This is a genomic window from Rheinheimera sp. ATLC3, from assembly GCF_059429535.1.
Map to the genome: position 1 here is coordinate 500,361 of NZ_CM182103.1, position 26,295 is coordinate 526,655.

The 26,295-nt window shown below is 48.8% G+C and carries 27 protein-coding genes; 9 read left to right on the forward strand and 18 right to left on the reverse strand.

Annotation, left to right across the window (positions count from 1 at the left end; genetic code table 11):
- Positions 1-61 precede the first annotated feature (61 nt).
- The 5 genes from AC5SV9_RS02355 to AC5SV9_RS02375 all read right to left on the reverse strand — a co-directional run bounded on the left by AC5SV9_RS02355 (position 62) and on the right by AC5SV9_RS02375 (position 6,049).
- The gene (locus tag AC5SV9_RS02355) at positions 62-673 is read right to left on the reverse strand and encodes a DUF1240 domain-containing protein (protein ID WP_273023576.1); all 612 of its coding nucleotides are present in this window, start codon (positions 671-673) and stop codon (positions 62-64) included.
- The gene (locus tag AC5SV9_RS02360) at positions 664-1,590 is read right to left on the reverse strand and encodes a hypothetical protein (RefSeq protein ID WP_475151695.1); all 927 of its coding nucleotides are present in this window, start codon (positions 1,588-1,590) and stop codon (positions 664-666) included. Before AC5SV9_RS02360 ends, AC5SV9_RS02355 begins: the two co-directional genes overlap by 10 nt.
- 316 nt (positions 1,591-1,906) lie before the next feature.
- Positions 1,907-2,419, reverse strand: coding sequence for a GNAT family N-acetyltransferase (locus tag AC5SV9_RS02365; RefSeq protein ID WP_475151699.1), 513 nt, complete (start codon positions 2,417-2,419; stop codon positions 1,907-1,909).
- 181 nt (positions 2,420-2,600) lie between these two features.
- The gene (locus tag AC5SV9_RS02370; RefSeq protein WP_475151704.1) at positions 2,601-5,051 is read right to left on the reverse strand and encodes a M1 family metallopeptidase; all 2,451 of its coding nucleotides are present in this window, start codon (positions 5,049-5,051) and stop codon (positions 2,601-2,603) included.
- Between the two features lie 194 nt (positions 5,052-5,245).
- Positions 5,246-6,049, reverse strand: a complete 804-nt coding sequence (locus AC5SV9_RS02375) for a TlpA family protein disulfide reductase (protein ID WP_475151708.1) — start codon at positions 6,047-6,049, stop codon at positions 5,246-5,248.
- A 187-nt stretch (positions 6,050-6,236) separates the two neighbouring features.
- Between AC5SV9_RS02375 and AC5SV9_RS02380 the strand changes: the two genes are divergently transcribed.
- Positions 6,237-6,551, forward strand: coding sequence for a DUF6172 family protein (locus AC5SV9_RS02380; RefSeq protein WP_475151711.1), 315 nt, complete (start codon positions 6,237-6,239; stop codon positions 6,549-6,551).
- A 45-nt stretch (positions 6,552-6,596) separates the two neighbouring features.
- Positions 6,597-7,865, forward strand: coding sequence for a DEAD/DEAH box helicase (locus AC5SV9_RS02385; RefSeq protein ID WP_475151714.1), 1,269 nt, complete (start codon positions 6,597-6,599; stop codon positions 7,863-7,865).
- Between the two features lie 51 nt (positions 7,866-7,916).
- Here the strand turns inward: AC5SV9_RS02385 and AC5SV9_RS02390 are convergent, their stop codons facing one another.
- Entirely contained in the window at positions 7,917-8,501 is a 585-nt protein-coding gene (locus tag AC5SV9_RS02390; RefSeq protein WP_475151717.1) for a HutD/Ves family protein, read from the reverse strand.
- A 43-nt stretch (positions 8,502-8,544) separates the two neighbouring features.
- Positions 8,545-8,934: a winged helix-turn-helix transcriptional regulator gene (locus tag AC5SV9_RS02395; protein WP_475151722.1), complete on the reverse strand. Its 390-nt coding sequence runs from the start codon at positions 8,932-8,934 to the stop codon at positions 8,545-8,547.
- Positions 8,935-9,054: 120 nt separating this feature from the next.
- Here AC5SV9_RS02395 and AC5SV9_RS02400 point away from each other — a divergent pair, with 120 nt between their 5' ends.
- Genes AC5SV9_RS02400 through AC5SV9_RS02410 form a run of 3 tightly spaced genes read left to right on the forward strand, consistent with a single transcriptional unit; the run spans position 9,055 to position 10,270 of the window.
- Positions 9,055-9,678, forward strand: a complete 624-nt coding sequence (locus tag AC5SV9_RS02400) for a glutathione binding-like protein (RefSeq protein WP_475151725.1) — start codon at positions 9,055-9,057, stop codon at positions 9,676-9,678.
- A gap of 2 nt (positions 9,679-9,680) precedes the next feature.
- Positions 9,681-10,058: a nuclear transport factor 2 family protein gene (locus AC5SV9_RS02405; RefSeq protein ID WP_331925161.1), complete on the forward strand. Its 378-nt coding sequence runs from the start codon at positions 9,681-9,683 to the stop codon at positions 10,056-10,058.
- Positions 10,058-10,270 (forward strand): tautomerase family protein, encoded by a 213-nt coding sequence (locus AC5SV9_RS02410; RefSeq protein ID WP_331925160.1) that lies wholly within the window; start codon positions 10,058-10,060, stop codon positions 10,268-10,270. Before AC5SV9_RS02405 ends, AC5SV9_RS02410 begins: the two co-directional genes overlap by 1 nt.
- Positions 10,271-10,333: 63 nt before the next feature.
- Here the strand turns inward: AC5SV9_RS02410 and AC5SV9_RS02415 are convergent, their stop codons facing one another.
- Together AC5SV9_RS02415 and AC5SV9_RS02420 are read right to left on the reverse strand one after the other, a co-directional pair.
- Positions 10,334-11,152: a DUF417 family protein gene (locus AC5SV9_RS02415; protein WP_475151734.1), complete on the reverse strand. Its 819-nt coding sequence runs from the start codon at positions 11,150-11,152 to the stop codon at positions 10,334-10,336.
- Between the two features lie 91 nt (positions 11,153-11,243).
- Positions 11,244-12,137, reverse strand: coding sequence for a LysR family transcriptional regulator ArgP (locus tag AC5SV9_RS02420; RefSeq protein ID WP_475151739.1), 894 nt, complete (start codon positions 12,135-12,137; stop codon positions 11,244-11,246).
- 92 nt (positions 12,138-12,229) lie between these two features.
- Between AC5SV9_RS02420 and AC5SV9_RS02425 the strand changes: the two genes are divergently transcribed.
- A complete protein-coding gene (locus AC5SV9_RS02425; protein ID WP_475151742.1) occupies positions 12,230-12,829 on the forward strand; it encodes a LysE/ArgO family amino acid transporter in 600 nt (199 codons plus the stop codon).
- Between the two features lie 10 nt (positions 12,830-12,839).
- On the opposite strand, the gene AC5SV9_RS02430 is transcribed toward AC5SV9_RS02425, so the two are convergent.
- From AC5SV9_RS02430 to AC5SV9_RS02450, 5 genes are all read right to left on the reverse strand, one after another.
- Complete coding sequence (locus tag AC5SV9_RS02430; RefSeq protein WP_475151745.1) at positions 12,840-13,061, reverse strand: hypothetical protein; 222 nt, start codon at positions 13,059-13,061, stop codon at positions 12,840-12,842.
- The gene (locus tag AC5SV9_RS02435) at positions 13,061-13,597 is read right to left on the reverse strand and encodes an RNA polymerase sigma factor (protein ID WP_475151748.1); all 537 of its coding nucleotides are present in this window, start codon (positions 13,595-13,597) and stop codon (positions 13,061-13,063) included. The genes AC5SV9_RS02430 and AC5SV9_RS02435 overlap by 1 nt, the downstream gene beginning before the upstream one ends.
- A gap of 9 nt (positions 13,598-13,606) precedes the next feature.
- Entirely contained in the window at positions 13,607-13,999 is a 393-nt protein-coding gene (locus AC5SV9_RS02440; RefSeq protein ID WP_475151749.1) for a DUF6249 domain-containing protein, read from the reverse strand.
- Positions 14,000-14,009: 10 nt separating this feature from the next.
- Entirely contained in the window at positions 14,010-15,512 is a 1,503-nt protein-coding gene (locus tag AC5SV9_RS02445) for a serine hydrolase domain-containing protein (protein WP_475151752.1), read from the reverse strand.
- 113 nt (positions 15,513-15,625) lie between these two features.
- The gene (locus tag AC5SV9_RS02450; RefSeq protein WP_475151755.1) at positions 15,626-16,576 is read right to left on the reverse strand and encodes a helix-turn-helix transcriptional regulator; all 951 of its coding nucleotides are present in this window, start codon (positions 16,574-16,576) and stop codon (positions 15,626-15,628) included.
- A gap of 158 nt (positions 16,577-16,734) precedes the next feature.
- On the opposite strand from AC5SV9_RS02450, the gene AC5SV9_RS02455 reads away from it, so the two are divergent.
- On the forward strand, positions 16,735-17,364 hold the full coding sequence (locus AC5SV9_RS02455; RefSeq protein ID WP_475151757.1) for a glutathione S-transferase family protein: 630 nt from the start codon (positions 16,735-16,737) through the stop codon (positions 17,362-17,364).
- Positions 17,365-17,420: 56 nt separating this feature from the next.
- Here the strand turns inward: AC5SV9_RS02455 and AC5SV9_RS02460 are convergent, their stop codons facing one another.
- Positions 17,421-17,900, reverse strand: a complete 480-nt coding sequence (locus AC5SV9_RS02460) for a LabA-like NYN domain-containing protein (protein WP_226765683.1) — start codon at positions 17,898-17,900, stop codon at positions 17,421-17,423.
- A 258-nt stretch (positions 17,901-18,158) separates the two neighbouring features.
- Here AC5SV9_RS02460 and katG point away from each other — a divergent pair, with 258 nt between their 5' ends.
- Both katG and AC5SV9_RS02470 read left to right on the forward strand, forming a co-directional pair.
- Entirely contained in the window at positions 18,159-20,381 is a 2,223-nt protein-coding gene (gene katG, locus AC5SV9_RS02465; protein WP_475151763.1) for a catalase/peroxidase HPI, read from the forward strand.
- 197 nt (positions 20,382-20,578) lie between these two features.
- Complete coding sequence (locus AC5SV9_RS02470) at positions 20,579-22,846, forward strand: EAL domain-containing protein (protein WP_475151767.1); 2,268 nt, start codon at positions 20,579-20,581, stop codon at positions 22,844-22,846.
- A gap of 21 nt (positions 22,847-22,867) precedes the next feature.
- Here the strand turns inward: AC5SV9_RS02470 and ybaK are convergent, their stop codons facing one another.
- From ybaK to secD, 3 genes are all read right to left on the reverse strand, one after another.
- Positions 22,868-23,335 (reverse strand): Cys-tRNA(Pro) deacylase, encoded by a 468-nt coding sequence (ybaK, locus tag AC5SV9_RS02475; protein ID WP_475151770.1) that lies wholly within the window; start codon positions 23,333-23,335, stop codon positions 22,868-22,870.
- Between the two features lie 127 nt (positions 23,336-23,462).
- The gene (gene secF, locus AC5SV9_RS02480) at positions 23,463-24,410 is read right to left on the reverse strand and encodes a protein translocase subunit SecF (RefSeq protein ID WP_475151776.1); all 948 of its coding nucleotides are present in this window, start codon (positions 24,408-24,410) and stop codon (positions 23,463-23,465) included.
- A gap of 10 nt (positions 24,411-24,420) precedes the next feature.
- On the reverse strand, positions 24,421-26,274 hold the full coding sequence (gene secD / locus AC5SV9_RS02485) for a protein translocase subunit SecD (protein ID WP_475151781.1): 1,854 nt from the start codon (positions 26,272-26,274) through the stop codon (positions 24,421-24,423).
- Between the last annotated feature and the right edge of the window lie 21 nt (positions 26,275-26,295).

Here is a 26,295-nt window from a genome sequence, read left to right on the forward strand (position 1 = left end):
CTATCTGCCAAAAAAGCGAAGGCGCAATAATGAGACTTCAAGTTGAGTTAGCTATGCTGTGTTACTGGGTCTTAGCCGCTCGTTGCTGTTTTATTTGCTCTTCCTGCAGCAAAAACTGTCGCCGAGCTTGCTGCTGTTTTTCCCGGCGCTGAAGCATTTGTTCAACGTCTTTTGACTCATTCCAGCCACCGCGTTGCACGATATGTCTTACGTCTGTGTCATAGCAAAGTGATGGATTCAAAGTCCAAACACTATAAGTAACGCGCGCGAACAGTAGCGCTGAGGCCGGGCATGGCTGATACCCATTGTCCGCAGCTTCAGACTCTAAATAGCTGTTAATCAGATAGTTGCCCAGAAAAACAAAAGCAAAGCTAATGAGCAACGCTATTGAAAAGGTTTTAACAAACCTTTGTCCCTGCACTGACGGCTGTTGGTGACGAATTAAGTAAAATGTGGCTTTGATAGAAAATAAAAGCAAAACCACCAGAAACAAGATAACACCCGGAGCATAAGCATCAGAGCCACTGATAACAATAAGTTGTCTGCCACTGTAGATAGCTTCGAACTGATTTTCGAATTGTAATGGGAAAAGCCAAAGCATTAACGCAATCAGCAGTAATGAAAAGCCAGCTAGTCCCATTGAAGCCATGATTGCTTTATTTTTCAATTCCATAGCTGAAAAGGCTGTTTAGTTAGATCGTTGAGTTTCCTAATCGCTGAACGCACTAGCTGCCGCCTTACTGATTCGGTGGTAGAACGAATAATGTAATAAATGCCGTCTGACGCAATACGTTTAACTTCACGCTCTTTCTGCTCCAAGTGTCGAACCAGACTTTGGGTAATCTGAAAGTGGTTATCAATAGCATTCAAAGCAAAACCAACGCCAATGCACACCGCAATACCCACAGCTAAAGGAACTACTGCTATCGTTGCGCCGGTAAGAGCAGTCATAATTGCTGCAGTACCAATACTTGCTATATAACCAGCTGTGCTGGCAATAGCTATCTTTATCAAATCCGTTGAAATTCCGGCTAACCAATTTGTCCAACGATACTCATCTTCAAACAACCATTGGATACTGTGTAAAGTGGTTGAAAAGACCACAGATACCAAAAAGCCGGTCTTCGCTGATTTCTTTAGTCCTTCGCTACCGATAGCCATTTTCAGCATCACGGTATGAGTTGACAAGTAACGCGTCCCTTTAATAATCAAACGAGCGCGATGGTTACCTTTAAAAATAATGTAAGTGCGCCCATTCTGAGTTACCGTTCGGTAAGTCTCAAAAAACCGGCTGCCACGTTTTAGATCTGCACCTAACACCGCCACCACAGCTACATCATTTGCAGCTGCGCCATAGTCGCGCCCAGAAGCCAACAACTGTCGTGCTAAATCTAAGCCAGTTAGTGCTTTATATGTAGTCTCAATTTGTGGTTGTGATTTTCCTTCATGTCGCTGCACTGTGAGCCAGAACTCAGTCAGTTCGCGCGCACTTAACACGTATATATCCGCTTGGCTTTCGGAAAGATCTTTTTCCAGCTGCTGTTGAAGTTGTATATGCTGCGCTTGCTGTGGTGCCAAATAAGCCGCCATAAACGTTCCTTGTAAAGTGAAAGAATTTGACATTTTAAAAAGGCACGCGGCAATTGCAACTTATTTGTTACTTTACGGTAAAGTTAAATACTGAAAATAAATACAGAAACACTCTGGGCGGTAAGAACAACATTGTGTCTGCGCCACTCCAATAACAATAAACCAGATTACTCAGCCTCCAACTTACAGTTGAATTTTCCGAAAATCTCAACTTAGTCAAAGCTTTATTTACAGCAAAAACAAATGGCGCGATAGTGCGCCCAAGTCCCGGTTTCAATTGGTTGCCAAGCCTCACGCTTCTAGCTGGCTTGAATTATCAAACCGCGTCCAAATGGTAAATGTGATCAGTGTAACGTTTACCGCCAATACTGTGTGCATCGGGCACCGTTTCGACCAGTTGAAAGCCTATTTTTTGCAACACCCGCTCCGATGCAATATTGCCCTCTGTAACCACTGCTTTAAAACGGCGAATATCCTGCATATTTACCGCCCAACTGATCAAGGCTTGTAATGACTCGGTGCCATAGCCCTGACCATAAAAAGCTGGCAGCAGTAAATAACCCGCCTCAGCCCTGCCCTGCGATAAACACATACCAGTAACACCTATGGCCTGGCCAGTATCATGCTGGCGTATCACCAGACATTGCCAGTGTTCAGCCTCTTTATGCCAGGGCACTAAACGTTGCTGAAACTTTTGCTGTAAAACGGCATCATCAACAGGGTCAAAACACTGCGCTATTACTTCTGGAGTGTTGTGTAGTGTGTAAAACAACGGCCAGTCGTGTTGTGTAAGTGGCGTCATCACAAGCCGTTCAGAGCAAATGTTCATGGAGTAAATTCTTACCTGATTAAATTACATACAAATAATGCTATTACAGTTAGCTATAAACCTATACGGGTCAAGACTTTAATTGCTGCAGCACAAAGGGCGCAAAAATGCGCCCCTACCTTGAATTGCTGTAGCGGCCAGACCGCTTAGGTTGCGCCGCTTGCTGCTATGTCGATTTATATCACTTTGACGGCTGTAAACGCCTGTTAATGCTAGCCTGGCTGTTCGCTGAGTTTTTGCTACACTGTTGAATTTTCTCAATGACAGTTGAGAGCTTTTCTTTAAGGTTGGGAACAGTCGTCCAGCCGGAAAACGTGCGCTTGACTAATTCCGCTTCCTGAAATGAACAAGCCGTCAGAAAGTTATATGGAAACCATTGCAATTTATCATCAGCAATACGGTTACTTATCCTGGCTTTATTGGAGCGGAAAAACTCAGCGGCAAATTCCCGATGTTTCGGCTGAAATGCCGGAAACTGAAACCGGTAGTCAATAACAAACTCATTGGTAACATCGGAGAGCAAGAACTGATAAAACGCACTCACCTGCTCAGGCGTTGATACGTAGCCCAGCGCATCTAACAGGTCGTCTTTGACACTGCTATCTGCAGTAGCAAACATATCCAATAATGCGCTGTACTGTTGCATCGTGGCTATTGAAACGATGACACGCAAAACAGCCAGACGATGCTTTAACTGTGTCAGCTTTGTTGTGCTATAGGCTTTTTTTGCAGCTTTGATGGCTTCATCCTGCTGCAGATACACGCCGTAAAACTCCAGCCATTGCCCACCATTTGCCTGCTGCAGCAAGATATCCCACTGCAGCGCCTTCGGTAATCTAGCAACCAAATATTCTGCATAGTCGGCAATAAGCTCTTGGGGTAGCAATTCAATAAAAGCGTTTTGCAACGCTGACAGCGCTTTGCTCGCCTCCTCGCTGTGTTGAGGCAGTGTATTCAGAATATGCACCAAGCCATCGGCATACTCCATATAATCGAGGTAGGACGCGGTTGCTAACGCCTCCTGGTTGTTCATATATGACATTTTCTCCGGTTTTGACAATAAGCTGACGGGAAACGGTGCATTGCCTGTTTTATCATAAGACAGGTAATAACCAGCCCCGGATGTATCAATGAAAAAACTGTTGTCAGGGTTCATGCTGTTAAGCTGCAAGCGTTTCCCCTGCAACACAACCGGAGTTTGTTTCACAATATGACCATCCCACTCTTTTATCATAAGCGGTATCGTCCATAACTTATCTTTTTCCTGTTGAAAGCTCTGTTGCTGTAAATACAGCCGATTGTCTTGCTTGGTTATCGATACTAACGGATAGCCTGATTGCTCTGTGAACGACTGCAATAAAGCCGGAGCAAATGAATAAGATGAAAAATAATCAGAAAAAATCTCAGATGACGTATTTCCGCCTGCAACCTGTTTAATATATTCACGCATATGTTTTTTAAAATCTGCAGCGCCTATAGCTTGCTCTAACATTTCCAGAATCGTACGGCCTTTTGTATAGGCTAGCTCACCGATCCCTTCGTTATCACTACGATGCCTTACCAAAGAGCGAAGAGGCCTGGAACGGGTATTATCATCGGCAAACGCGCTAAACTGCGGCGTATAAATGCAGCGGTCTGTATCCGGATAGTGCTGTTGAATAATTTTGGCGGCGAAAAATTCCGCGAACGATTCATTCATCCAATAATCGTTATACCACTGCATGGTGATATGGTTGCCAAACCACATATGAACGATTTCATGAGCAATTAATTTACGAAAATGGCAGATGTCATTTTTGTCGGAACCGGCCTCCGGCAGCTGATTAGAATGCAGTGCGATTAAACCAACATTCTCCATTGCGGCCAGGGTAGAGATTGGCGCAGCAAAAAAATCCAGCTTGTCGTACGGAAACGGCAACTGAAGATAGTCCGCCATGTAACTTACAGAGTTATTAATCAGGGCATCAATATCATCCGGCAGAGCTATATTCTGGCCTTCAGGTGAATAGAACGACGAGTTATAAGCAGTATTTGTTAATGTCACTTTGCTGAATTTGCCCACAGCCAAAGCCAGAACATCTGTATATAATCTCGCTGTCTTCGCAAATTTGATAATTTTTCGCTTACCTGACACGGCAATAGAAACAGGATGGGTGTTATGTAAAGCGTCAAGCTCTGCCGGTAAATTAACCGTAAATTCAAACACTGCTTTTTTACTGGGGTCATCAAAAGCCGGAAATACGCTACGCGCTTCCATTTCCTGAAACTGAGAAAATATATAGGCTGAGCCGGTGTTTTTCCCCTGTACAAATAACCCCTGAACATTGTCATTTATCTTGCCGGAGTAACTTATGTTAAGTGTGACCGGTCCGGAAATAGCCTTCTTAAGCTGATGGTGGACAATGTCGTATTCATCAGGGGCGACAACAGGCAGCCTTATTTTTTTATCCCCTTTAACCAGTTCTACCGATTTTATGGTTAAGTCACGGCTGTGATAAGAAATAACATCCGTTGCCGAATCTATTGAAATATCTAAGCTTGTTTCACCAAGAAACGTTGCTTCCAGCGGGTCGAGGGAAAGGCTCACCTTCTGCTGATTAAGCGTTACGCCTTCAGGTAAACGATATCCCACAGCGGCACAATTAAGAGAAAGCAGCAGTAAAAAGAGGCTGAAGAAAGCAGCGGTAGGCAATGTTATATTCCAAATTTGCAGCGTCGGAAAAATACAGCCTGCTACATTTACTGAAAAACAGAACATGGTCAAGGCTTTACTTGCCTAAAAAGCTATGACTTTGGCAACGATACCCCGGGATGGTCGCCAATTTTTCAATTAAGCGCTGTATCAATTCCCTGCTGCAGGGTGGCTTGGGATAGCTCGCCAAAATGCACACTACTAAGTGAGCCGTCGGCACGAAAAAACAACGTTGCCGGTACGCCCAGCGCGCCGTAGTAGCGGGCAACGTCACCCTGTTTGTCCAGTAATACCTGTTGAAAATCCAACTGATGGTTACGCAGATATTTCGCTACCGTCGTGCGGCTTTCCTGCAGATTTAGCATTATTACGCTGATATCAGGCGCTTGCTGCTGGGTGTTAAGCAGCAGCGGCATTTCCCGGCGGCACGGCGGGCACCAGCTTGCCCAGATGTTGAGCACTACAGGCTTGCCCTGCGCCATGTCGGCTAGCACTGCTTGATCACCCGACAAAGTTTCTAGCTGAATATCGGCCAGCACCTGCTGTTGCTGTTGGCTATAAAGCCAGGCCGAGCCGGCTGCATAACAAATCAGGGTACAGGCAGCACCACTTACCAGGGCAGTTTTTAGTTCAGGTAAGCGCTTTAACTGAATAAACAATAACGCCATCGCAGCCATTATGGTTGTGCTGATATCAATCCCACGATCCCGAATATCCAACATCTGCCACATGGTCTGATAGCTGTCAGCAAAGCGCAGTACGAATACCAGCCTGCCAAACAGTAGCGCAACAACCAAAATCATTAACAGCACATCGCTGGCGCTTTGCTGTTGGCCGCGACTGACAATACGCGCAACGCCCAGCCCCAACACGACAGCAACAAACAACAGTAGCATTGGTATGGGTAAAGATAACGGACCGATTGAAATACTTAGCATGAACATTCCGAATAAACAGACAGCAGCTTGGCGCTATACTGTAATGTTGCCACCAAATAGCAAGGTAATTCAGCATATTGCAACAAAATAGCAGATAGTGCCGGTTATCTTGCATTTAACCATGTAGAATGCGCGGTTTACAGCACACTGACAGTGTGCAGCTAAACGTATATTTGTAGGACTGCTGATGAAAAAGACAATAGCGTTAACCCACCCCAAGCATAAAACCGAGCGTTGGGTTGAACTTGTTAAGCATGATATTAAGAAGTATCTGGGCCGTGAGCGACGTAAAGCGCTGCCACCAGGCATGGACTACTGGAGCTTTGATTGCCGCTTTGGCGCGACGGAAGAAACAGCAGAGAAAGTATTCACCTCTGAAATTAATAAGCGCATTGATGCCGCAGCGGCAGCACAACAAGAAGCTGTGTATGTCGAAATTCTGGCCCGCGCCTGCAAGCACAAGCCTCGCCCGGATGCTATGCAGAATGATGGTGAAGAGTAATTCTGCCACAGCTTTTACTGGTAGCGCCGCTACAAAGGACACTTTATGCAATTTTCATCATTAGATTTAGCTTCCGATCTGCAGCGCGCACTGGACGCCTGTGGCTACAGCAGCATGACACCGGTACAACAGCAGGCGATAGCGCCAGCCCGCCGCGGTAAAGACTTGCAGGTTACTGCGCAAACCGGTACCGGTAAAACCGCGGCCTTTGCTATTCCACTGCTGCAACGCATGCTGGATAAGCCTAAAGCCGCCGTGGCCAGCCGGCCGCGGGCGCTAGTGCTAACCCCAACCCGTGAACTGGCTGAGCAAATTGCCGATGCTTTTGCAGACTACGCACAGTTTCTGCCACTTAGCTGCACAGCTTTGTACGGCGGCGTAAAACTGGGCCTGCAGGCGAACAAACTGAAGGCCGGCGTTGACACTGTTATCAGCACCCCGGGCCGTTTGCTGGAGCATATGGCGCTGGGTAACGTGATTTTATCCGATGTGGAGTTTGTCGTGCTGGATGAAGCAGACCGCATGCTGGATATGGGTTTTGTCACTGACGTACTGAAAATTGTCGCCATGACAGCGAACTCACGCCAAACCCTGCTGTTTTCAGCTACCACCTCACCTGCGGTGAATGAGCTTTCACATAAAATACTGAAAAATCATCAGCATATTCGTGTGGCAAAAGTAAACAGCACAGCAGACACCGTGCAGCATGTGGTGTATCCGGTAGAGGAAAGCCGCAAGATAGAACTGTTTGAGCAGCTGCTGAGCGAGCAAAACTGGTTTCAGGTGCTGGTATTTACCAGTACAAAAGAACAGGCCGACCAGCTGTTAGCCGGTTTGCAACAACGCAAAATCGACGCTGCAGTATGTCATGGCGATAAAAGCCAGGGCGCCCGCCGCCGCGCGATTGCCGATTTTAAATCAGCAAAATTACAGGTACTGATTGCCACCGAGGTAGCTGCGCGCGGTTTGGATATTCAGGGGCTTGACCATGTGGTTAACTTTAACCTGCCTTACCTGCCGGAAGACTATGTGCACCGCATTGGCCGTACCGGCCGTGCCGGCGCCAAAGGTAATGCGATATCCTTTGTCAGCCGCGAAGAAGAGCAAACCCTCAAGCGTATTCAAAAACTGATTGGCAATGATATTGCCCGTGTGGTGAAGCCGGGTTTTGAAGTCAGCAACCGCGAGTCACTGCTAAAGAGTATTTCACGTAAGGTATTAACCGGCCGCGCTAACAAGGCCAGTGAAACCCAGATTGAACTAAAACGCAGTAACAAAGCAGCGCCGAAGGCCAAACCGCGTCGGGCAAAATAGGCGCTTAAAGCGTATCCGGATACGGCGTTGGCAACAGCGCCGTTGTCTTGCTTAGCCCTCAGCAGTTGCATCCAATCGAATAAATACCACCTTCGCACTGCTGCCAGCACTTAGCTGCAAAGTACCGCTTTCATTGCTTAGCAGCAGACTGTGCTCTGTGTCTAAACAGTAGTTTTGGCCGTTATAAGCGGCATCAACCTGACCTTTTACTACAAAAAGTATTGTTTGCCCACCCATTGGTAATACTTGCGCATCGCTGTTTAGCGTCAGCACTTCAAGCGCTGCGGTTAACGCATGGCGACGTGTCATCAGGTTAAAATCACGCACAGTACCATTTATCAAACTGCAATGAATGGGCGTTTCACCGGCAAAAGCAAAAGGCCCAAGCGGTTTATCCAGCACTTGCGGGTTGGCTCCCACGCCATGTAAGCTAAAACCTGCGCCATTCAGCAGCATAATAATGCGATCGGTATTGTCAAAACGCGAAAAAGGCCCGTCACTGGCCACTTCAGCTACCGATACCCGCCATAACATGCCATGTTCATCGTCCTGCCGGCACAGCTGATGGGTAATGCCTCCGCCATTTTGCCAGCGCTGGGTTTGCCACTGCTGCGGTGTAATAATTTGAATACTCAAGTTACGTCCTTAAACCACTCAGGCTCTTCAATTGTTACAGGTGTCATATACCCGCCGTAACATCGTTATTGCGGTTACTGCTTCGCAGCTTACCGCTGGCTTTAAGCTTGTGGCCAATACAGACAATAGTATCCAGCGCAGGGATAAATTCATGCCCAAGCTCAGTGAGTTCATATTCTACTGATGGCGGCGAGGTTTCACGAACATGACGGCAAATCACACCGCGCTCTGTCAGCTCGGCCAAACGGGTCGACAGTACCTTGGCTGAAATTGGCGGAATATCGATACGCAATTCGTTAAACCGGCGCGGACCAGCCCGTAAACACCAAATCACATTCGGCGCCCAGGCTCCGGCAAATACCGCCAGACACTCGGTTAGCATACAGGGCTCTGGCGGCGTGGGGCTTTTATTCTTTCTCACTTTCAGTGACATAGTAGTTACCAGGTTTCTTGGCGGTAACCCGATTTTACCCGCAGAACGAAGTTACTTCTAGTAATCTACTTTCCTATGGTTATCATAATTATGCTTTCAGTCAACTTCAGGAACTTCAATATGAAACTGTATTACAAACCGGGCGCTTGCTCATTAGCAAGCCATATTGTGCTGCACAAACTGGCTATTCCGTTTACGTTAGACCGTACTGATACTGCAAAGGGATTAACTGAGCATGGTCAACAGTATGCAAACATTAATCCCAAGGGCTATGTCCCGGCGCTGGAAGTTAAGCCTGGAGTGGTGATCACCGAAAACACCGCCATTTTGGAATATCTGGCCGATATCAAGCCTGAAGCGAAACTGGCTCCGGCGCAAGGCACCCTTGAACGGGTGCGCTTAAGAGAGTGGTTGTCGTTTTTATCGTCTGAGCTGCATAAATGCTTCAGCCCGTTTTTTAGTGGTACAACATTAGATGGCGATGCGCGTAAGCTAGCCCTGCAAAAACTGGCACGCCGGGTAGATTATCTGGAGCAACATCTGGCGCATACTTCCCCCTACCTGTTAGGCGAGCAGATGAGCGTGGCCGATATTTACGCTTTCGTTATTTTAAGTTGGGCTAAATATATTGGCGTATCACTCGAGCAGTGGCCCAATGTGCAGGCGTTTTGTCAGTTATTCAACGCCGATCCAAACGTAGAACAGGCGTTGATTGTCGAAGGTTTGTTAAAGCAGGAGGCGTAACAATGGCCGCCTTTGCTGAGATACAGCAGTTACTGCAGCGTTATTTCGATTTACTGTACAGCTGCGATATGCGCCTGTTTGACGAGGTATTTCACCCCGGTGCAGTGTATGCCACCGCAGATGAAACGCCGTTGCTGCAGCGGGATATGGCAACGTATCGTGATGTGTTGTCAAAACGGGAGAGCGGCGCAGCGCGCGGCGATAACAGGCATGATGTTATTGATGCCATCGAATTTGCCGGAGATAACACAGCTTTTGCCCGCGTGCGCTGTAGCATTGGTCAGCGACACTTTGTTGATTTGCTAAGCATGGTGCGCACTAATGGCCGCTGGCAAATTATCAGCAAGATTTTTCATATCGAAAAAAATAAGGACGAGTAATGCCATATGTAAATATAAAGGTAACGCGTGAAGGCGTAACCGCCGAGCAAAAAGCGGCGTTAATTCAGGGCGTAACGCAGTTGTTGGTGGACGTACTCAATAAATCTCCCGCGACCACGGTTGTCGTCATTGACGAGGTAGCATTAGACAACTGGGGTATTGGTGGTTTGCCTGTCGAGCAATACCGTAACAGCTTGTCAGGCTCAGCTTAGTTTTACCACTGGCAGTAACATCAGACCGTATAGTGTCTGTTGTTACTGCCTCTGTTTCACTGCTCAGTGCGATGCCAGAATTGTCCTTGTGTTAAACGCCTGTGTAATAAGCAGCATATTGGCGATAAACCACAGATCTTTAACTAAAAACACTCCACTGCTGCTGAGTACAGTAAAAGCCTGCCACGCCGGTGTAAAAGTAAATAAAAAGCTTTGTGTAGTAAGGAACACAGCTAAACACATGGCGAAGCCAAGATAAAATGCCCCACGCCAGTAATATCCTGCGGCCAGTAGCAGCAACGCCAGCCAGTCGAAGACACCGATAATATTTGATACCGTTTGCACCGACCACAGCTGATACATCCAGCTCATCAGCGGTGAGCTTTCAACCAACGGCACTATACCCTCGGCTTCAAACGTTAAAAACTTCATGCCGCCAATCCACATCAGCACTAAGGCCACAGGCACATAGTTCAGCCAGAAACGTTCAGTGGCTCCGGCGTGCTGCCAGCGCCACAATGATGACGCCAACACCAACAATGCTGCGAACTTAATTACGCCCTGACCTGAGCCAAGAATTGGAAAACCGCCCAGCGCAGCCATATATTGATGGCTGCCAAACAATGACACTAAAGCAATAAACGAGGGAACAAGCAGCAAGAGTGCGGCAGCCTTCTGTAAACGAACTTCACGTAGCGCTGCCAAACATACCAAAGCACATAGCAGCATATATGCTCCGGTTAATTTTGCAAACAGCAGCAGCTGTGGCGTTGGCGTATAAAAGCTGGCAATCGCTTTAATTGAACCTGTTTCACCGGATAATAGCGCTACCGCTATTAAAACCAGAGAAGCACTGATAAGCAGTAATATAGCCGGTCGCATAGTATCCTCATCGTCAGGCCGTTAAAACCGACGGATAAGAACGGCACAAGCACCGTTTTATTTCAGCTACTGCAGTAATACTTTGCGTGACTTACCCTTGCACCAGATATTTTGCAGCGACTTTAAGTGCATGTTGGCGCAAGGCTTTTAATTGCGGGCTTTCGGTTTGCCAGTAGTGCCAGTACAGTGGTGTATCCAGCGCATAACCGGGTTTAAACAGCGCCAGCTCACCTTTGGCTATCGAATCCCCCAGTTGAATTTGCGGTAACAAGCCGTAGCCGAGGCCAGCAATCATGGCTTGTTTAAAGCCCTCAGGGGATGGGCAATAATGGACAAACTCTGGCTCACACTGTGCTAATTCGTGTAAAAACTGGTGTTGCAGTTTGTCGTGTTCATCAAACACCAGACAAGGTACTTTTGCTAACTCAGTGCCCACGGCAGAACCATAGCGCTGAATAAACACCGGGCTGGCTATAGCCTGATAACGCAAAGCGCCCAGCGGGCTTACCAACCCACCGTTTACCGGTTCGGCAGTGGATGAAATACACACCATGACCTCGCCGGCTTTCATCCGTTTTAAAATAACCGACTGGTCTTCCACCACCAGTTCAAACCGCAGTGTACCGTCAATATCAGCGTGTGGCAGTGCCAAAGCTTCTGGCAGCCAGGTCGCGAGTGAGTCGGCATTGGTTGCCAGTCGCACGGTCAGCGGCGCATCATCACTATAATGTGCGTTTAACGCATTGATCCCCAGGGCGACTTCTAACTGCATGACCTGCTGCAAGTGGTTTAGCAAACGCTGCCCTGCAGCAGTGGCTTTGGGCGGTTGGCTGCGCACCAATACCGGTTCACCCAGCAATAATTCCAGCTGCTGAATACGACGACTAACTGCTGATTGGGTAATAAATAATTTTGCCGCCGCTTTTTCAAAACCGGCTTCGCTGATAACGGCATGCAGCGCTTCCAGTTGCTGATAGTTAATCATGATTTTTTCTCATGATGCCAATTTATTATTCATTAGATTAATGCAAACACTGCACTAAAATGCAAGACGTTCATCACAGCAGCGGAGCAACAGTGGAATCATTTGTCAGTGGGTTACTGCTAGGGTTAAGCCTAATCATTGCAATAGGCGCGCAGAATATCTGGGTGCTCAGCCAAAGCATGGCCGGCGCTAACCGTCTGGCTATAGCATTCTCCTGTATGCTGTGTGATGCCGCCCTCATTATGCTCGGAGTATACGCTGCTACAGAGGTAAAACAGTTGTTGCCGAATTTGATGCCTTACCTGACGTATGGCGGCGTTGCCATGCTGCTATATCTGGCTTTTGCTGCCGCAAAACGTGCGGCAAACGGTAGCTCGGGCCTGAATACGCAACAGGTCGTAAAGCGCAGCTGGCAAATAACAGCACTACAAGCTATTGCGATAAGCTTGTTAAATCCGCATGTTTATCTGGATACTGTGGTGCTGCTGGGCAGCATAGGCGCGGTACAAAACACGCCTGTTATGTTTGCTTTAGGGGCCTGCCTTGGCTCAGTTTTGTGGTTTGGCAGTTTAACAGCCTTTGCCCCCAGGCTTCGGCGGTTACTCAGTTCAGCGCGTCGCTGGCGTATTTTTGATGCCGCTATTGCCGCAATACTCACACTAATGGCCTGGCAGTTAGTTACGCTGGCCTGAATCCGTTTTATTAGTCGCTTAGAATAATCACCAGCAAAACAAACACTATGCCAATCCCTAACTGAAACAGGGTTAGCAAAGAAATCAACCCGTTGTGCTGGCTAATTTGGGCGTTGTATACCAGTGTCAACGCCAGTGCCGTAACACCAGTACCGGTTAACACCAGGCTTCTTCGATGCCGGCCCAGCCATAATGTTATTTTTTGCCGCAATGTTAGTTTCAGTTTCAGCATCAGATATCGCTCCTGTTCAGCATGTTGCGGGCCTGCATCATATAGGTTTTAACGCTGCCAAGCGGGATCTGCAGCTTATCGGCAATTTCACTTTGTGAATAACCATAAAACTCTGTATAAACGAACACCTGCTGTTGAATTGTTGAAAGCTGTGCAATAAGTGATTCAGCGTCAATGTGCGCCGCCGTATTGTCGCGGTGCGACATTGAGTCAGGTTCTGTAGCCAACCAGCGCTCTTTAAAGCGGGCAAAAAAATTACCCGAGCGTTTAGCTTGCAGCATTTCATTGATGGCAATGCGTAGTAACCAGGTGGCAAACTGCGATTGCTGCTGAAACTGGCGAATATTCAGAAACGCTTTAACATAGGTTTCCTGCACCATATCATCAACGTCCTGGCGTTGCCCGGCCGATTTAAATGCCAAAAAAGCGCGCAATTTACTGTCAAAACGGCCAAAAAGCTCGTTAAAAGCCGCCGTATCAGCTGACACCTGAACAATGGCAACCAACTGCTCAACGGACGCCTGTTTTAATGACACTGTATCGTCTTAGCGGTTCTGCTGCCGGTCAAGCCGGGCCAGCAGTATAAACGCCAGCCCCAACAAGCCGGGCAGAAAAGCAATACCGGTTAGCGCGTCATTCAAATCCAGATTGCCACTTTTCTTAAAGTCAGCGAAGTATGAAAATGCCAGAACGCTGGCACTGAGCACCAGCAAAAAAATGCCTTTACGTAAATCACGGTTAGCAGAGAAAAAATGCAATGCTATCTCGCGTATGGTCTCGGGCGGTAACACAGCCTGGCGTTGCAGTGAACGTTCAATCATCTGCAGAAATAGCCGCTTTTTCTTATACTTATACAGCAGTATTAACCCCATCAGCGCGACCAGTGCGCTGAAGACGATAAGCGGTACCAAAATTTCTGCCCATTCTTGTCCGTTCATGCTTATCTACTTAATTTCGTTGCCACAATTCTGCACCAAGGTACAGCTGGGGCAGCAGTTGTTCAAGTACCGCCGAGGCATTATCACCATTCATAAAAATAACATAGCCATTCTGGCTTTGCGGCGAAAACGCCGCCAAAGTAGACACCCCAGGGTCTCGGCCGCTATGCAGCAATAGCGACTGCTGGTTGGAAAAACCACTGAAAATCTCCCAACCCAGGCCAAAATAATGCTGTGGCCCGATGTTGACATGATGCGCTTGCATATCCTGATACACTGCTGGCATTGCCTGCTGCTGTGCCATGACAAACACGATAAATTTGCTGTAATCCTCTATCGTGCTTATCAGGTTAGCTGCAGCGTTTGCCTTGTAGTATTTCTCTGTTTCAAACGCCCTACCATTGCTGTCGTGGTTGCGCGCATAGCGTGCTTCATCAACCCCTTGTGACCACCAGAAATAGGTGTCACTCATACCTGCCGGTTCAAACACATACTGCTGTGCAAGAGCTTCAAGCGATTGGCCAAACTTATGTTCCAGCGCACGGCGCAAATATTCAAACCCTTCCCCGGAATACTGATGTTGCGTACCAGGCTTAAATTGGAACCGCAAGGTGTTATCGTCTTCCAGATAACGCCAGTTGGCAAAGCCGGTTTGGTGCGTCAGTACAATACGCGGTGTCAGTAATAAATGATTCGGATCAGCTTTAATATCCGGGTCGACCCAATAAGCTGCCAGAGGTTCGTCAAGCTGCAACTTGCCTGCTGCGACCAACCGTAATGTCAGCATGGTTACAACAGGTTTGGTTAACGAGGCAACTTTAAATAACGTATTTTGTGGCGCTACCGTACCCGGTGTCAGCTCGCCGTACACCTGCGCTGATACCAGTTTGCCATGCTCAATAATACCAAGGCCCAGCGCCGGCACTTTATGTTGTTTTAACAGTTCCGTTATCACTGCTGACTGCTTCTGGGCTGCCTGTTGGCGCTTTGTTGTAGCAGGCTGATGGTCATAACTAAGCACGTCACTTAGCTGCCAGGCATCCCCCTGTTTTAACCAGACCGAGGTAAAACGCGCAGTGCCCGTCAGCTGGTCCGGCTTGCCGGGTTCACGCAAGTAAAACTGATGCTCTCCGTGTTGCACAGCGCCATACAGCACGCCATCATTGTATAGCGGAAATGCGGTTAAACTGCCTTCAGTCAGGGCCCGGATTGGTTTATGAGCCGGATCGCCACAAATGTATTTTTTGGTGTTTTGCATAAAAGCGGTTTTGTCCTGAAAACCGCCCTTATCATGATAAAACTTCAGCTGCGGGCTGATAGTGGCATCCAGATAAGCCATATCGCACTCGTTAAATCCGCGCTGAAAAAACTCAGCGTCCTTTATCTTAAGTTCGTCTTGCAATGAAAGTTGCTCAGAAGCAGCAGGCCGTTCAGCAGCACAGAGACTTGCTGAAACAAGGACGCTGCAACACAGCAGCGAAAAGTTTTGTAAAGCAGATAGTTTAAGCATCATATTGGTTCCAGTGAGTTAATCTGAAACTTAGATGCCTGGCGATATTCGTTTGGATTTAGTGCGAGAAAATATTTTTTTGCAAACATCCGCCCGGGTTTTATTTATTAAAGCTATTATCTGGCAGCTATGGCTATCAGCCGCCCTGCCTGCTGTTTTAACGCCTGTTTCAGCTCTGGCGGTTCGATAATACTGAAATCGAAAGGTAACTGACTAAGCCACTGCGCCAGATGCAGGCAGCTGTCGGTGCGGCTATTTAGCAGTAAACCATCAACATGGGGTTTTAGCATAGAAGCGGTAAGGCCTATTACCTGCGCGGCGGTCTGTTTGTCGGTATGAAATACTATCTGCACTTCAAGATTACCCGGCATATCAAATAAACTGCGGTTAAAGTGCTCGGCAGAGTCAAAACCTGTCGGCCGCTGGAACTGGTGCGGGTGCAGTTCAATATGTTGTAACCGGTCTAGCCTGAATGTGCGAAGTTCATGACGTAAATGGCAGTAGCCGCACAGATACCAGCGGCCAAGACGAAACAGCAATCCGTAAGGGTCAACCTGCCGTGCAACAACAGGTTGCTGATAAGCCGCGTACTCAATAGTGACCGAACATTGCTGCTCCATTGCCTCTAACAGCGGCGCCAGATGTTGACCTGAACTTTCTGTTTCTGCCGCCGGTATTATCACTTTGATATTATCGGCTATAGCTCTGGTGCGCGACTTTAACTTAGCCGGCATAACGCGCTCCAGTTTAGCCTGAATGCTGCTGATGGCGATATCGGTATCAGGCAGTTGCAAATTTTTAGCCGCCAGCAAGCCCAATGACAACGCCAGCGTTTCATCATTGGTAAACATCATCGGTGGTAACTTAAAGCCCGCGACCAGCATATAGCCGCCATCACGCCCCTGCTCTGTTGTCACGGGGATGCCAAGATCTTCCAACGCGCGGATATAGCGACGCACCGTGCGCTTATCAACGCCTAGCCGCACCGCTATTTCGCTGCCACTTAAACGCCCATGCGATTGCAACAGCTCCAGCAAGCTAAGTACACGAATGGTTGGGCCGCTCATACTGATCTCCGGTTAAACATAGGCTGCTACGGCTACAACACTAAAGTGAACACTATAACTGATAATTAGGACGCATTCTGTCCTATTTAGGTTTTATGCTGTCTCTGTAGCACAAAAAACACTATTGATACTCACCTCTACCTGTAAGGATCAGCTGAATGAAACCATTAACTTTTTATACCAACCCTAACTCACGCGGCCGTATTGTCCGCTGGATGCTGGAAGAGCTAAACCAACCGTATCACGTTGAGCTGATGCATTTTGGCGGCAATATCAAATCGGCTGAATTCCTCGCGCTTAACCCTATGGGCAAAGTTCCCGCTATCAAGCATGGCGATACTGTAGTAACTGAAGGCGCTGCTATTTGTGTCTATCTGGCCGACCAGTTTGCAGATAAAGACCTGGCACCGGCACCTGACAGCCCGGAACGTGGCACTTACTACCGTTGGTTATTTTTTGCTGCCGGCCCGCTGGAAATGGCTACTACCGCCAAGGCATATAACTGGCGCCTCGACAGCGACAACTGCACTTCGGCAGGTTGTGGTTTGTACAACGATACACTGAGTGCATTGGAAGCAGCACTGGCTAAGGGGCCCTATTTGTGTGGTGAGCAATTTACCGCCGCTGATATTTATGTTGGCAGCCATATCAGCTGGGGTATGCTGTTTGGCACTTTAGAACAACGACCCGCTTTTACTGATTATGTGCATCGATTACAAGCGCGCAAAGCATACACCCGCGCCACAGAGCTGGATGATGCGTTGGCCAAAACGATGGAACACCAATAAGCCGGCACGTTGAAGCACCCGGCAGCAGCAAAGCTGTCGGGACTATGTTGGTACGGTTACTTTGGTAATAGCAAAGGCTCCTCAACAGCAATAAAACGGCTGGCAGCGTTGCTTAGCGCCTGTGCTGTTAACCCTGCTACGCCGTATATCTCGACTTCAGTGTGGTACTTAGTAATGAGGGTTTCGGCCAACAAAGCAAAATCGCCATCGCCGGACGCCAGCACCAATATATCGCTATGCTGGCCATATTCAATCGCATCAAGTGTTATACCGACATCCCAGTCCCCCTTCGCAGAGCCGTCAGCGCGCTGAATAAAAGGCTTTAGTTTTACTTCAAAACCAATGGCACGCAGGATATTTTGAAACTGCCGCTGTTTTTCATCACCCCGATCTATCGCGTAAGCAATCGCTTTTACCACGGTACGTTCAGCGCTAACCTGACGCCAAAATGCGTTGTAATCAAAATTGCGCTGATACGCTTCGCGGCAGGTGTAGTAGATATTTTGGACATCGACCAGAATAGTCACGCTGTGCATGGTAAGCCTTACGTTAACAAGAGACCGCTAAGCTAACCGGCAAAGCCCACAGAGGCAACCTTTTATTCCGTATGTATGCCGCTATACGGTTCCCCTTAAGACAAGCGCTAAGGCTATAAATTTTAATCACAAAAAGCGATTAGCACGATAGTCAAAACTGGCTTTCGCACTGTTCTCTGCCGGTCTATAGTCTATGCATTAACAAAAGCGGGTACATGCAATGGGCCCAGTGAAAACCAAGGTTGCAAGGAGTAATATATGGACAATAACAACAGCTCGGCCGGTAAATGCCCGGTTATGCATGGCGGTAACACCAAAGTGGGAGGCCGGGGTACCAAGAATATCGACTGGTGGCCAAATCAGCTGAATATCAAAATACTGCATCAGAATGACAAGAAGTCTAACCCTTTGGGAGAAGACTTTAACTATGCAGAAGCGTTTAAAAAGCTGGATTTAGCCGCCGTCAAACAAGATTTAGCTACGTTGATGACCGACTCACAGGACTGGTGGCCGGCAGACTATGGCCACTATGGTCCTTTTATGATCCGCATGGCCTGGCACGCAGCCGGCACGTACCGCACTGCAGATGGCCGCGGTGGTGCATCTACTGGCAATCAACGCTTCGCGCCTCTGAACAGTTGGCCGGATAACGGTAATCTGGACAAAGCCCGGCGCTTGTTGTGGCCGGTTAAACAAAAATACGGCAGCAGTTTATCCTGGGCCGATCTGTTCGTTCTTGCCGGTAATGTAGCACTGGAAACCATGGGTTTTAAAACCTTCGGTTTTGGTGGTGGCCGGGCCGATATCTGGGAGCCGGAAGAAGACGTATACTGGGGCGCTGAAAAAGAGTGGCTGGCTACCAGCGACCGTGAAAACAGCCGTTACTCCGGTGACAGAGAGTTGGAAAACCCATTAGCCGCGGTACAAATGGGGCTGATTTATGTCAACCCGGAAGGGCCGGACGGTAAGCCTGACCCTATTGCATCAGGGCGCGATATACGCGATACATTTGAGCGTATGGCCATGAATGACTATGAAACCGTGGCGCTAACAGCTGGCGGCCACACTTTTGGTAAAGCACATGGTGCCGGCGATGCCAGCCATGTGGGCGTTGAGCCGGAAGGCGGCGCCTTGCACGATATGGGCTTTGGTTGGTTAAGCAGCTTTAACAGCGGTAAAGGCCGTGACACTATTACCAGTGGTATCGAAGGCGCCTGGACCCCCACACCAACACAGTGGGATAACAGCTATTTTGACGTGCTGTTCGGTTATGAGTGGGAGCTGACGAAAAGCCCTGCCGGAGCCCATCAGTGGGCGGCAAAGAACCTGGCAGAAAAAGACCACGCGCCGGATGCAGAAATCGCCGGCAAAAAAGTCGGCATCATGATGACCACGGCTGACATGGCGATGCGTGAAGACCCGGCCTATCGTAAAATATCGCAGCACTTTCACCAGAACCCTGACGAGTTTGCTGATGCCTTCGCCCGCGCCTGGTTTAAGTTAACGCACCGTGATATGGGGCCTAAAGCACGCTACTTGGGGCCTGAAGTGCCGGCGGAAGATTTAATCTGGCAAGACCCGGTGCCTGCGGTTGATCACGAACTGGTAAATACCGCCGATATAGCCAGTTTGAAACACGCCATACTGGCATCGGGTTTAACGGTGTCTGAATTGGTCTATACCGCCTGGTCGTCAGCATCAACCTTTCGCGGCTCGGATTGTCGTGGTGGTGCTAACGGCGCCAGGATCCGGCTGGCACCGCAAAAAGATTGGCAAGTTAACCAGCCTGAGCAGCTGAAAAAAGTGTTGCACATTCTTACTGACATTCAGCACAAGTTTAATGGCAGTCAAAGTGGTAACAAGAAAATCTCGCTGGCAGACCTGATTGTGCTTGGCGGCAATGCAGCGATAGAAAAAGCGGCAGCCGACGCCGGTACCACAATAACAGTGCCGTTTGCTCCGGGCCGCACAGATGCAACCGATGAACAGACTGATGCAGATTCGTTCGATGTGCTTGAGCCGATAGCTGATGGTTTTCGCAATTACAGTAAAAAGTCTTACAGTTTTCCGGCAGAAGAGTTGCTGCTGGATAAAGCGCAGCTGCTGACGCTGAGCGCTCCGGAGATGACAGTACTGGTGGGCGGTATGCGGGTACTGGATGCGAACTATGGCCAGACACAACACGGCGTGCTAACACACAGGCCCGGTATGCTGAGCAATGATTTTTTCGTTAACCTGGTCGATATGACTACGCAGTGGCAGCCTACCTCTGCAGCTGCCGAGCTGTTTGAAGGCCGCGATCGCAAAACCGGTAAACTTAAATGGACCGCAACCCGGGTCGACCTGGTGTTTGGTTCTAACTCGCAGCTGCGGGCACTGGCTGAAGTCTATGCCGCTAACGACGCTAAAGAGAAGTTTGTACGCGATTTTGTCAAGGCCTGGACTAAAGTGATGAATGCTGACCGCTTTGACTTGAAATAATCGGCATAACCGTTGAAAGCCCGCCCGCAGTGCGGGCTTTTATTTTTCTATATCATAGTATTAGCAACAGATAGCGGTTGTATCCATTGAGTTTATTGATTAGCATGAACAGGCTTTAACAGGGAGTTAAAATTGTGTGCCGGTATTTTATTCAGGCACAGTAAGGATGTCGTATTTATCTTTACCATGGAAGTGCCATGCTTAGCCGTATCAAGCAGCTGCTGCTATTAACCGAAACAGATCTTAACTCCAGCTCTGTGACGCTGTTGCAACAAAGTGTGTTAAGAATCATCCTCAGCTCAGGTTTATTACTGGTGCTGAGCATCGTGCTGCACAGCTCATGGCAGGCTTATCAGATAAGTGCCTGGTATATTATTGCTATTACGACCGTTTTTTATATCGCGCTGTTACTTGCGCTGTACTTTTCCAGCCGTCTGCTGTCCGTCAGTAAAACCCTGCTGTTAGTTATCATCTTTGGCGCTGGCCTTTGCATGTTGTTTTTTATTGATAACTTTGAATTATCAAAACTCGGGTTATTGTTTGTTTATACTGCGCCGCTGATTGCGTTATTATTTTTCAATGCCCGTGTCACGCTGGCTGTAATGCTGCTGAACTTTATTCCATACTTGTTTTTACTCTATAGTACAGCCCCCATTAACCTGTTTAATTTTTCCATTACCTTACCTGCAACCCCTATTTATTTGCACAGCCTGCTGTTTTTGTTTTTTAACCTGTGTATTCCGCTGGCAGTAATGAGGGTGTTCAGTACATTAAAACGTAACGCCCTCACGCTGGGGCAACAAAATCAGCTTATCAGCCAAAGTAATCAGCTATATCAGGATATCTTTAATCAGCGCAGTAAAGCCTCACTGCTGCTTAGCGTTAACGGCGATATTATAAAGGCGAATAATAAAGCCCGTCAGGTACTGCGTAGCATCACTGCAGAGCAGCGCCATATTACTGATCTGCTGCACACCTCTTCTGCCACCCAGGCAGCGTTCTGGCAAGGTCATGATATTGAATGCATGCTAATCGCGGATCCGAATATACATGTGCTGTTAAATCATATGTGTACTATTGAACAGCAGCACCATCTGGTGCAACTGGACGATATTACCCCGCTAAAACAGCTGCACCAAAAGCTGGCCAGCAACCACCAGAAAGAAGATTTGTGGCGCAATTACGATGATTTAACCAACCTGCCCAACCCCAGCTTTTTCCTGCAACTGGTAAAACAACATTCTACAGACAGCGGCGGCCTGATGGTCATTGTCCGCTTATGCCATATCAAAGCGTTTAACCAGCAACATGGCTATCATACCGGTGATGAGCTGCTGGCAGCTTTTGCTTCGCAGCTAAAAGCAGCCTTGCCGGAAGACGTTATCGCAGCAAGGCTGCGCGGTGTTAAATTCGCGCTGTGGCGGCCACTATCCGGCGGCAGTACATCATTAACAACGGAGGCCAGCCGTTTAGTCAGTATTCTGCCACAACAGCTGACGCTGTCTGTCGGCGCAATTAACCCGGTGTTTGAGGCTGGCATCAGCATCAGTGGCCGCCAGCATGCATCAGCCGAGCAAACACTGGAGCAGTGTGAATCTGCGCTGGAGCAGGCCGATGCTTACAACAGCCCGCTGTCATTTTTTCAGCCTGATACGTTGCAGCAACGCAACGCTGAACTACAGCTACTAAGCGAATTTAAAACTGCACTGCAACATAACACCCCCGAGCTTTGGCTACAGCCCAAAGTGAAACCTGATGGCGTTATTGAGAGCTTTGAAGCGCTGCTGCGCTGGCAGCAATCCGATGGCAGCTATGCTGCGCCTGAAAAAGTGGTAGCGCTGGCCGAGCAGTATGGCCTGATTGCGCAGTTGTCATCACATGTGCTTAATAAGGCTATAGCGATCATTAAGCGGTTTCGTCAGCACAAGCTGCATTATGCCATTGCCATTAATCTGACCGGCAGTGATCTGCTGGCAGCACCGTTTTACAATGAGTTGGTGCATATCGCCACTCATCAGCCTGCTCTGCTGCAACAACTGACACTTGAGCTGACCGAAAACAGCATCGCTAAACACCAACAACCGTTGTTTGATAAGCTGCATGCGCTAAAACGGCTGGGGTATACGCTGGCACTGGATGATTTCGGTACCGGACAGGCATCACTCAGTATGCTGAATAAGCTGCCGGTAGATACCGTAAAACTCGATCGTAGTTTTTTGCTCAATGTACCGGCAGATCCGCGCCAGACACAGCTGGTGCAATCGGTGATATTAATGACCAAAGCGCTGAAATTACGCCTGGTAATTGAAGGTGTAGAAACTGAAGTTCAGCAACGCTTTTTGTCCAGCCTCGGCGCAGAGCAATTGCAAGGTTACTGGTTTTCAAAACCTATGCCGGTAGCGCACTGGCTGGTACATTTCAGCCAGCAGAAAAATAAAGCAAGCGCGGCTGAAAATGCCACCTGACAGCCCGGCTGGCGCAGCGGCTTAATGCCCGATTAACGCAAAACAGCCGCCAAGCAGCTGGCATAAGTCGCCGGCACTTAGCTCTATCTCCAGGCCGCGTCGCCCTGCACTGACATAAATGCTGCTAAATTGCTGTGCTGAACTGTCAATAACCGTAGGCAAACGTTTTTTCTGCCCAAGCGGGCTTACACCGCCAAGTACATAGCCGGTGCTGCGCATCACGTCGTTGGCATTGGCCATTTCCGCTTTTTTGGCGCCGAGTGCCTTAGCCATCAGTTTCATATTCAGCTGCTGATTTACCGGCAGCACTGCCACAGCTAATTGTTTGGCATCGAGCTGCACGACCAGAGTTTTAAAGACCCGTTCTGGTGGCAGAGCCAACTTTTCTGCGGCTTCCAGACCATAAGATGCTGCAGCCGCATCATGCTGATACTGATGCACGCGGTAATGAATACCCTGCTGTTTGGCCAAATCAATTGCTGGTGTCATCAGTTGCCCTGCTATGCATGAAAATATGACTATACTGCCAGACGAATTCTGTCGTCAAAATAACATACCGGCAGCAGGTTCAACCAGCCTGCGCCGGTATTCATCACCAGCCTGTGACGCTCTGGCGTTATAACACGGCTCCGCCTGGCTCCCCTTCTGTTGGCGGCACTGGTGGTGGCAGCATGTCTTCGCGGCTGATGCCAAAAATCTCAGCGATGGCACTGGCAACGTAAATAGACGAATAAGTGCCTACCGCGATACCAAACAGCAGCGCAGTGGCAAAACCATGGATCAGCGCGCCGCCCATGTAAAACAATACGATCAGCACCAGTACTGTCGTCAGCGAAGTGATAACAGTACAGTTCAACGTCGATGTTATGGCGAAATTAATCACATCAGCCGCAGCGGTATCGCGCAGTTTACGAAAACTCTCACGAATACGGTCAAACACCACTATGGTATCGTTAATGGAATAGCCTATCAGCGCCAGTATCGCCGCCAGCACTGTCAGATCGAACTCGATTTGCAGCCAGGAAAACAACCCCAAGGTTAAAATAACATCATGTATCAGTGCGGCTACCGCCCCAACCGATAAGCGCCACTCAAAGCGCATTGCTACATACAGTAAAATACCAAGCAGCGCCACCAGCATGGCCATGCCGCCATCCTGCTTTAGCTCCTCACCAACGCTTGGGCCAACAAACTCTGCCCGGCGCAGCGTAATCTGCTGCTTTGCCGCGGTATTTAATACTGAAACGACTGTTTCGCCTACCGTTGCCTGTGCCATGTCATCACGCAGCGGTATACGCACCAGCACATCTCGGCTGGTGCCAAACAGCTGCACCACAGCATCATCAAAGCCGGCTTTGCTTAAGGTGCGGCGAATTTCAGCTAAATCGGCTGCCTGGCTAAAACCCAACTCCACCACAGTGCCGCCGGTAAAATCCAGCCCCCAATTAATCCCCCGTGTTGCTAAACCAGCTACCGAGGCGACAAGCAGTAAAGTCGATAACCCCACCGCTAACCATTTAAGCCGCATAAAATTAACTGCTGATGTAAATTGAAAAATTTGCATATCGTGCTCCTTAAACCGGTAACGACTGTAAACGCCGGCCACCCCAGCACAGGTTTACCAACAATCGCGTGCCTACCACCGCAGTGAAAATAGAGGTGATAATGCCAATGGCCAGTGTTACGGCGAAGCCTTTTACCGGCCCGGTTCCCACTGAAAATAAAATAAGGGCCACCAGCAAGGTGGTGATATTTGAATCGGCAATAGTGGCAAAAGCACGGTCATAGCCAAGATGAATAGCCTGCTGTACAGAACGCCCTTCAGCCAGTTCCTCGCGGATCCGCTCGAAAATCAGCACGTTTGCATCCACAGCCATACCTACTGTCAGCACTATGCCTGCCATCCCCGGCAGCGTCAGCGTTGCCCCCGGGATCATCGACATGACTCCAATGATCAGCACCAGGTTGGCAACAAGCGCTAAATTGGCGACCAGACCAAAGGCCTTGTAATACACCAGCATAAACAGCAACACGGCTGCCATGCCCCAGACAATAGCGGTGATACCAAGCGAAATGTTTTCCAACCCGAGGCTTGGGCCTATAGTGCGTTCCTCTATGATCTGAACCGGTGCAATCAAAGCCCCGGCCCGTAACAGCGTTGCCAGATTCTGCGCTTCAGAAGGTGAACTCAGGCCAGTTATTACAAAGTCGCGGCCAAGCCGCTGCGAAATAGTGGCATCATTTATCACTTCCTGCTGTTTAATCAGGACAGGGTTACCATCAGGGCCCCGTTCAGTGCCGGGCTTGTATTCAATAAACACCGATGCCATGCGCCGGCCGACTGCATCTTTACTTCCGGCAGACATCAGCAACCCGCCTTTGCTATCGAGTTTGATATTCACCTGCGGCCGGCCATATTCGTCATAACCACTACTGGCACCGGTAATATGCTCCCCGGTCAGCATAATTGTTTTCTCAAGCAACATGGCCCGGCCGTCACGACTATGATAAAGCCCGGTATCAGCCGGTAAACGTCCCGCCTGTGCAGCTGTAACATCGCTTTGCTCGTCTACCAGACGAAACTCCAGTGTTGCCGTTGCACCCAATATTTCTTTAGCCTTGGCGGTATCCTGCACGCCGGGTAATTGCACCACAATACGGTCAGCGCCCTGACGCTGCACCAAAGGTTCAGCAACGCCAAGCTCATTAACACGATTGCGGATAATGGTAATGTTCTGCGCCAGGGCGTATTCACGAATTTGTTTTAGCTGCTGCTCACTTAAGGCTACCTGCACAGCTAAACCATCGCTTTGCATGCTTAACAGTAAATTGTGGTCATACTGCTTAAGTGCAGCCTGCACCGCCGACAGATCTTCTGTACTGCGCAAGTTTACGACAACCTGCTGCCGGGCTAAATCCAGCTGCACACTGCGATAACGCAGCTTGTTATCGCGAAGCTCGCTGCGTAGCGTCTGAGCCAAGTCTGTCAGGTTTTTATCGATAGCGGCGTTCATATCAACCGCCATCAAAAAATGTACACCGCCACGCAAATCCAGCCCCAGCTTCATCGGCTTTGCCCCGATTGCACGTAACCAGGCCGGTGTAGCGGGTGCCAAATCCAAGGCTACGACAAACTTGTCGCCAAGCACCCGGCTGGCAATTTCACGCGCCTTGAGCTGTGCATCAGTGTTGGCAAAGCGTATCAGCAGTTTATTGTCGGTTAAGGTTTGTGCTTTTATGGCGATGTTAGCGGATAAAAACTGCTGATTTAACATGTGACTGGTTTCATTGCTGATGGCACTGCCACGGGTTGCACTGATGTTCAGTGCCGGATCTTCAGGGTATAAATTGGGTAAGGCATACAGCAGCGCAAGCAGCAGCATGCCAAGCACGGCGACATAGCGCCACGCCGGGTTTTTGTTCAACATGGATAATTGTCCTCACTGCCA

Excerpts from the sequence above, each read along its gene's own strand:
- AC5SV9_RS02355 (WP_273023576.1), bottom strand. The coding sequence starts at position 673 with ATGGAATTGAAAAATAAAGCAATCATGGCTTCAATGGGACTAGCTGGC.
- AC5SV9_RS02360 (WP_475151695.1), bottom strand. The coding sequence starts at position 1,590 with ATGGCGGCTTATTTGGCACCACAGCAAGCGCAGCATATACAACTTCAA.
- AC5SV9_RS02365 (WP_475151699.1), bottom strand. The coding sequence starts at position 2,419 with ATGAACATTTGCTCTGAACGGCTTGTGATGACGCCACTTACACAACAC.
- AC5SV9_RS02375 (WP_475151708.1), bottom strand. The coding sequence starts at position 6,049 with ATGCTAAGTATTTCAATCGGTCCGTTATCTTTACCCATACCAATGCTA.
- AC5SV9_RS02380 (WP_475151711.1), top strand. The coding sequence starts at position 6,237 with ATGAAAAAGACAATAGCGTTAACCCACCCCAAGCATAAAACCGAGCGT.
- AC5SV9_RS02385 (WP_475151714.1), top strand. The coding sequence starts at position 6,597 with ATGCAATTTTCATCATTAGATTTAGCTTCCGATCTGCAGCGCGCACTG.
- AC5SV9_RS02395 (WP_475151722.1), bottom strand. The coding sequence starts at position 8,934 with ATGTCACTGAAAGTGAGAAAGAATAAAAGCCCCACGCCGCCAGAGCCC.
- AC5SV9_RS02400 (WP_475151725.1), top strand. The coding sequence starts at position 9,055 with ATGAAACTGTATTACAAACCGGGCGCTTGCTCATTAGCAAGCCATATT.
- AC5SV9_RS02405 (WP_331925161.1), top strand. The coding sequence starts at position 9,681 with ATGGCCGCCTTTGCTGAGATACAGCAGTTACTGCAGCGTTATTTCGAT.
- AC5SV9_RS02410 (WP_331925160.1), top strand. The coding sequence starts at position 10,058 with ATGCCATATGTAAATATAAAGGTAACGCGTGAAGGCGTAACCGCCGAG.
- AC5SV9_RS02415 (WP_475151734.1), bottom strand. The coding sequence starts at position 11,152 with ATGCGACCGGCTATATTACTGCTTATCAGTGCTTCTCTGGTTTTAATA.
- AC5SV9_RS02420 (WP_475151739.1), bottom strand. The coding sequence starts at position 12,137 with ATGATTAACTATCAGCAACTGGAAGCGCTGCATGCCGTTATCAGCGAA.
- AC5SV9_RS02430 (WP_475151745.1), bottom strand. The coding sequence starts at position 13,061 with ATGCTGAAACTGAAACTAACATTGCGGCAAAAAATAACATTATGGCTG.
- AC5SV9_RS02440 (WP_475151749.1), bottom strand. The coding sequence starts at position 13,999 with ATGAACGGACAAGAATGGGCAGAAATTTTGGTACCGCTTATCGTCTTC.
- AC5SV9_RS02445 (WP_475151752.1), bottom strand. The coding sequence starts at position 15,512 with ATGATGCTTAAACTATCTGCTTTACAAAACTTTTCGCTGCTGTGTTGC.
- AC5SV9_RS02450 (WP_475151755.1), bottom strand. The coding sequence starts at position 16,576 with ATGAGCGGCCCAACCATTCGTGTACTTAGCTTGCTGGAGCTGTTGCAA.
- AC5SV9_RS02455 (WP_475151757.1), top strand. The coding sequence starts at position 16,735 with ATGAAACCATTAACTTTTTATACCAACCCTAACTCACGCGGCCGTATT.
- AC5SV9_RS02460 (WP_226765683.1), bottom strand. The coding sequence starts at position 17,900 with ATGCACAGCGTGACTATTCTGGTCGATGTCCAAAATATCTACTACACC.
- katG (WP_475151763.1), top strand. The coding sequence starts at position 18,159 with ATGGACAATAACAACAGCTCGGCCGGTAAATGCCCGGTTATGCATGGC.
- AC5SV9_RS02470 (WP_475151767.1), top strand. The coding sequence starts at position 20,579 with ATGCTTAGCCGTATCAAGCAGCTGCTGCTATTAACCGAAACAGATCTT.
- ybaK (WP_475151770.1), bottom strand. The coding sequence starts at position 23,335 with ATGACACCAGCAATTGATTTGGCCAAACAGCAGGGTATTCATTACCGC.
- secF (WP_475151776.1), bottom strand. The coding sequence starts at position 24,410 with ATGCAAATTTTTCAATTTACATCAGCAGTTAATTTTATGCGGCTTAAA.
- secD (WP_475151781.1), bottom strand. The coding sequence starts at position 26,274 with ATGTTGAACAAAAACCCGGCGTGGCGCTATGTCGCCGTGCTTGGCATG.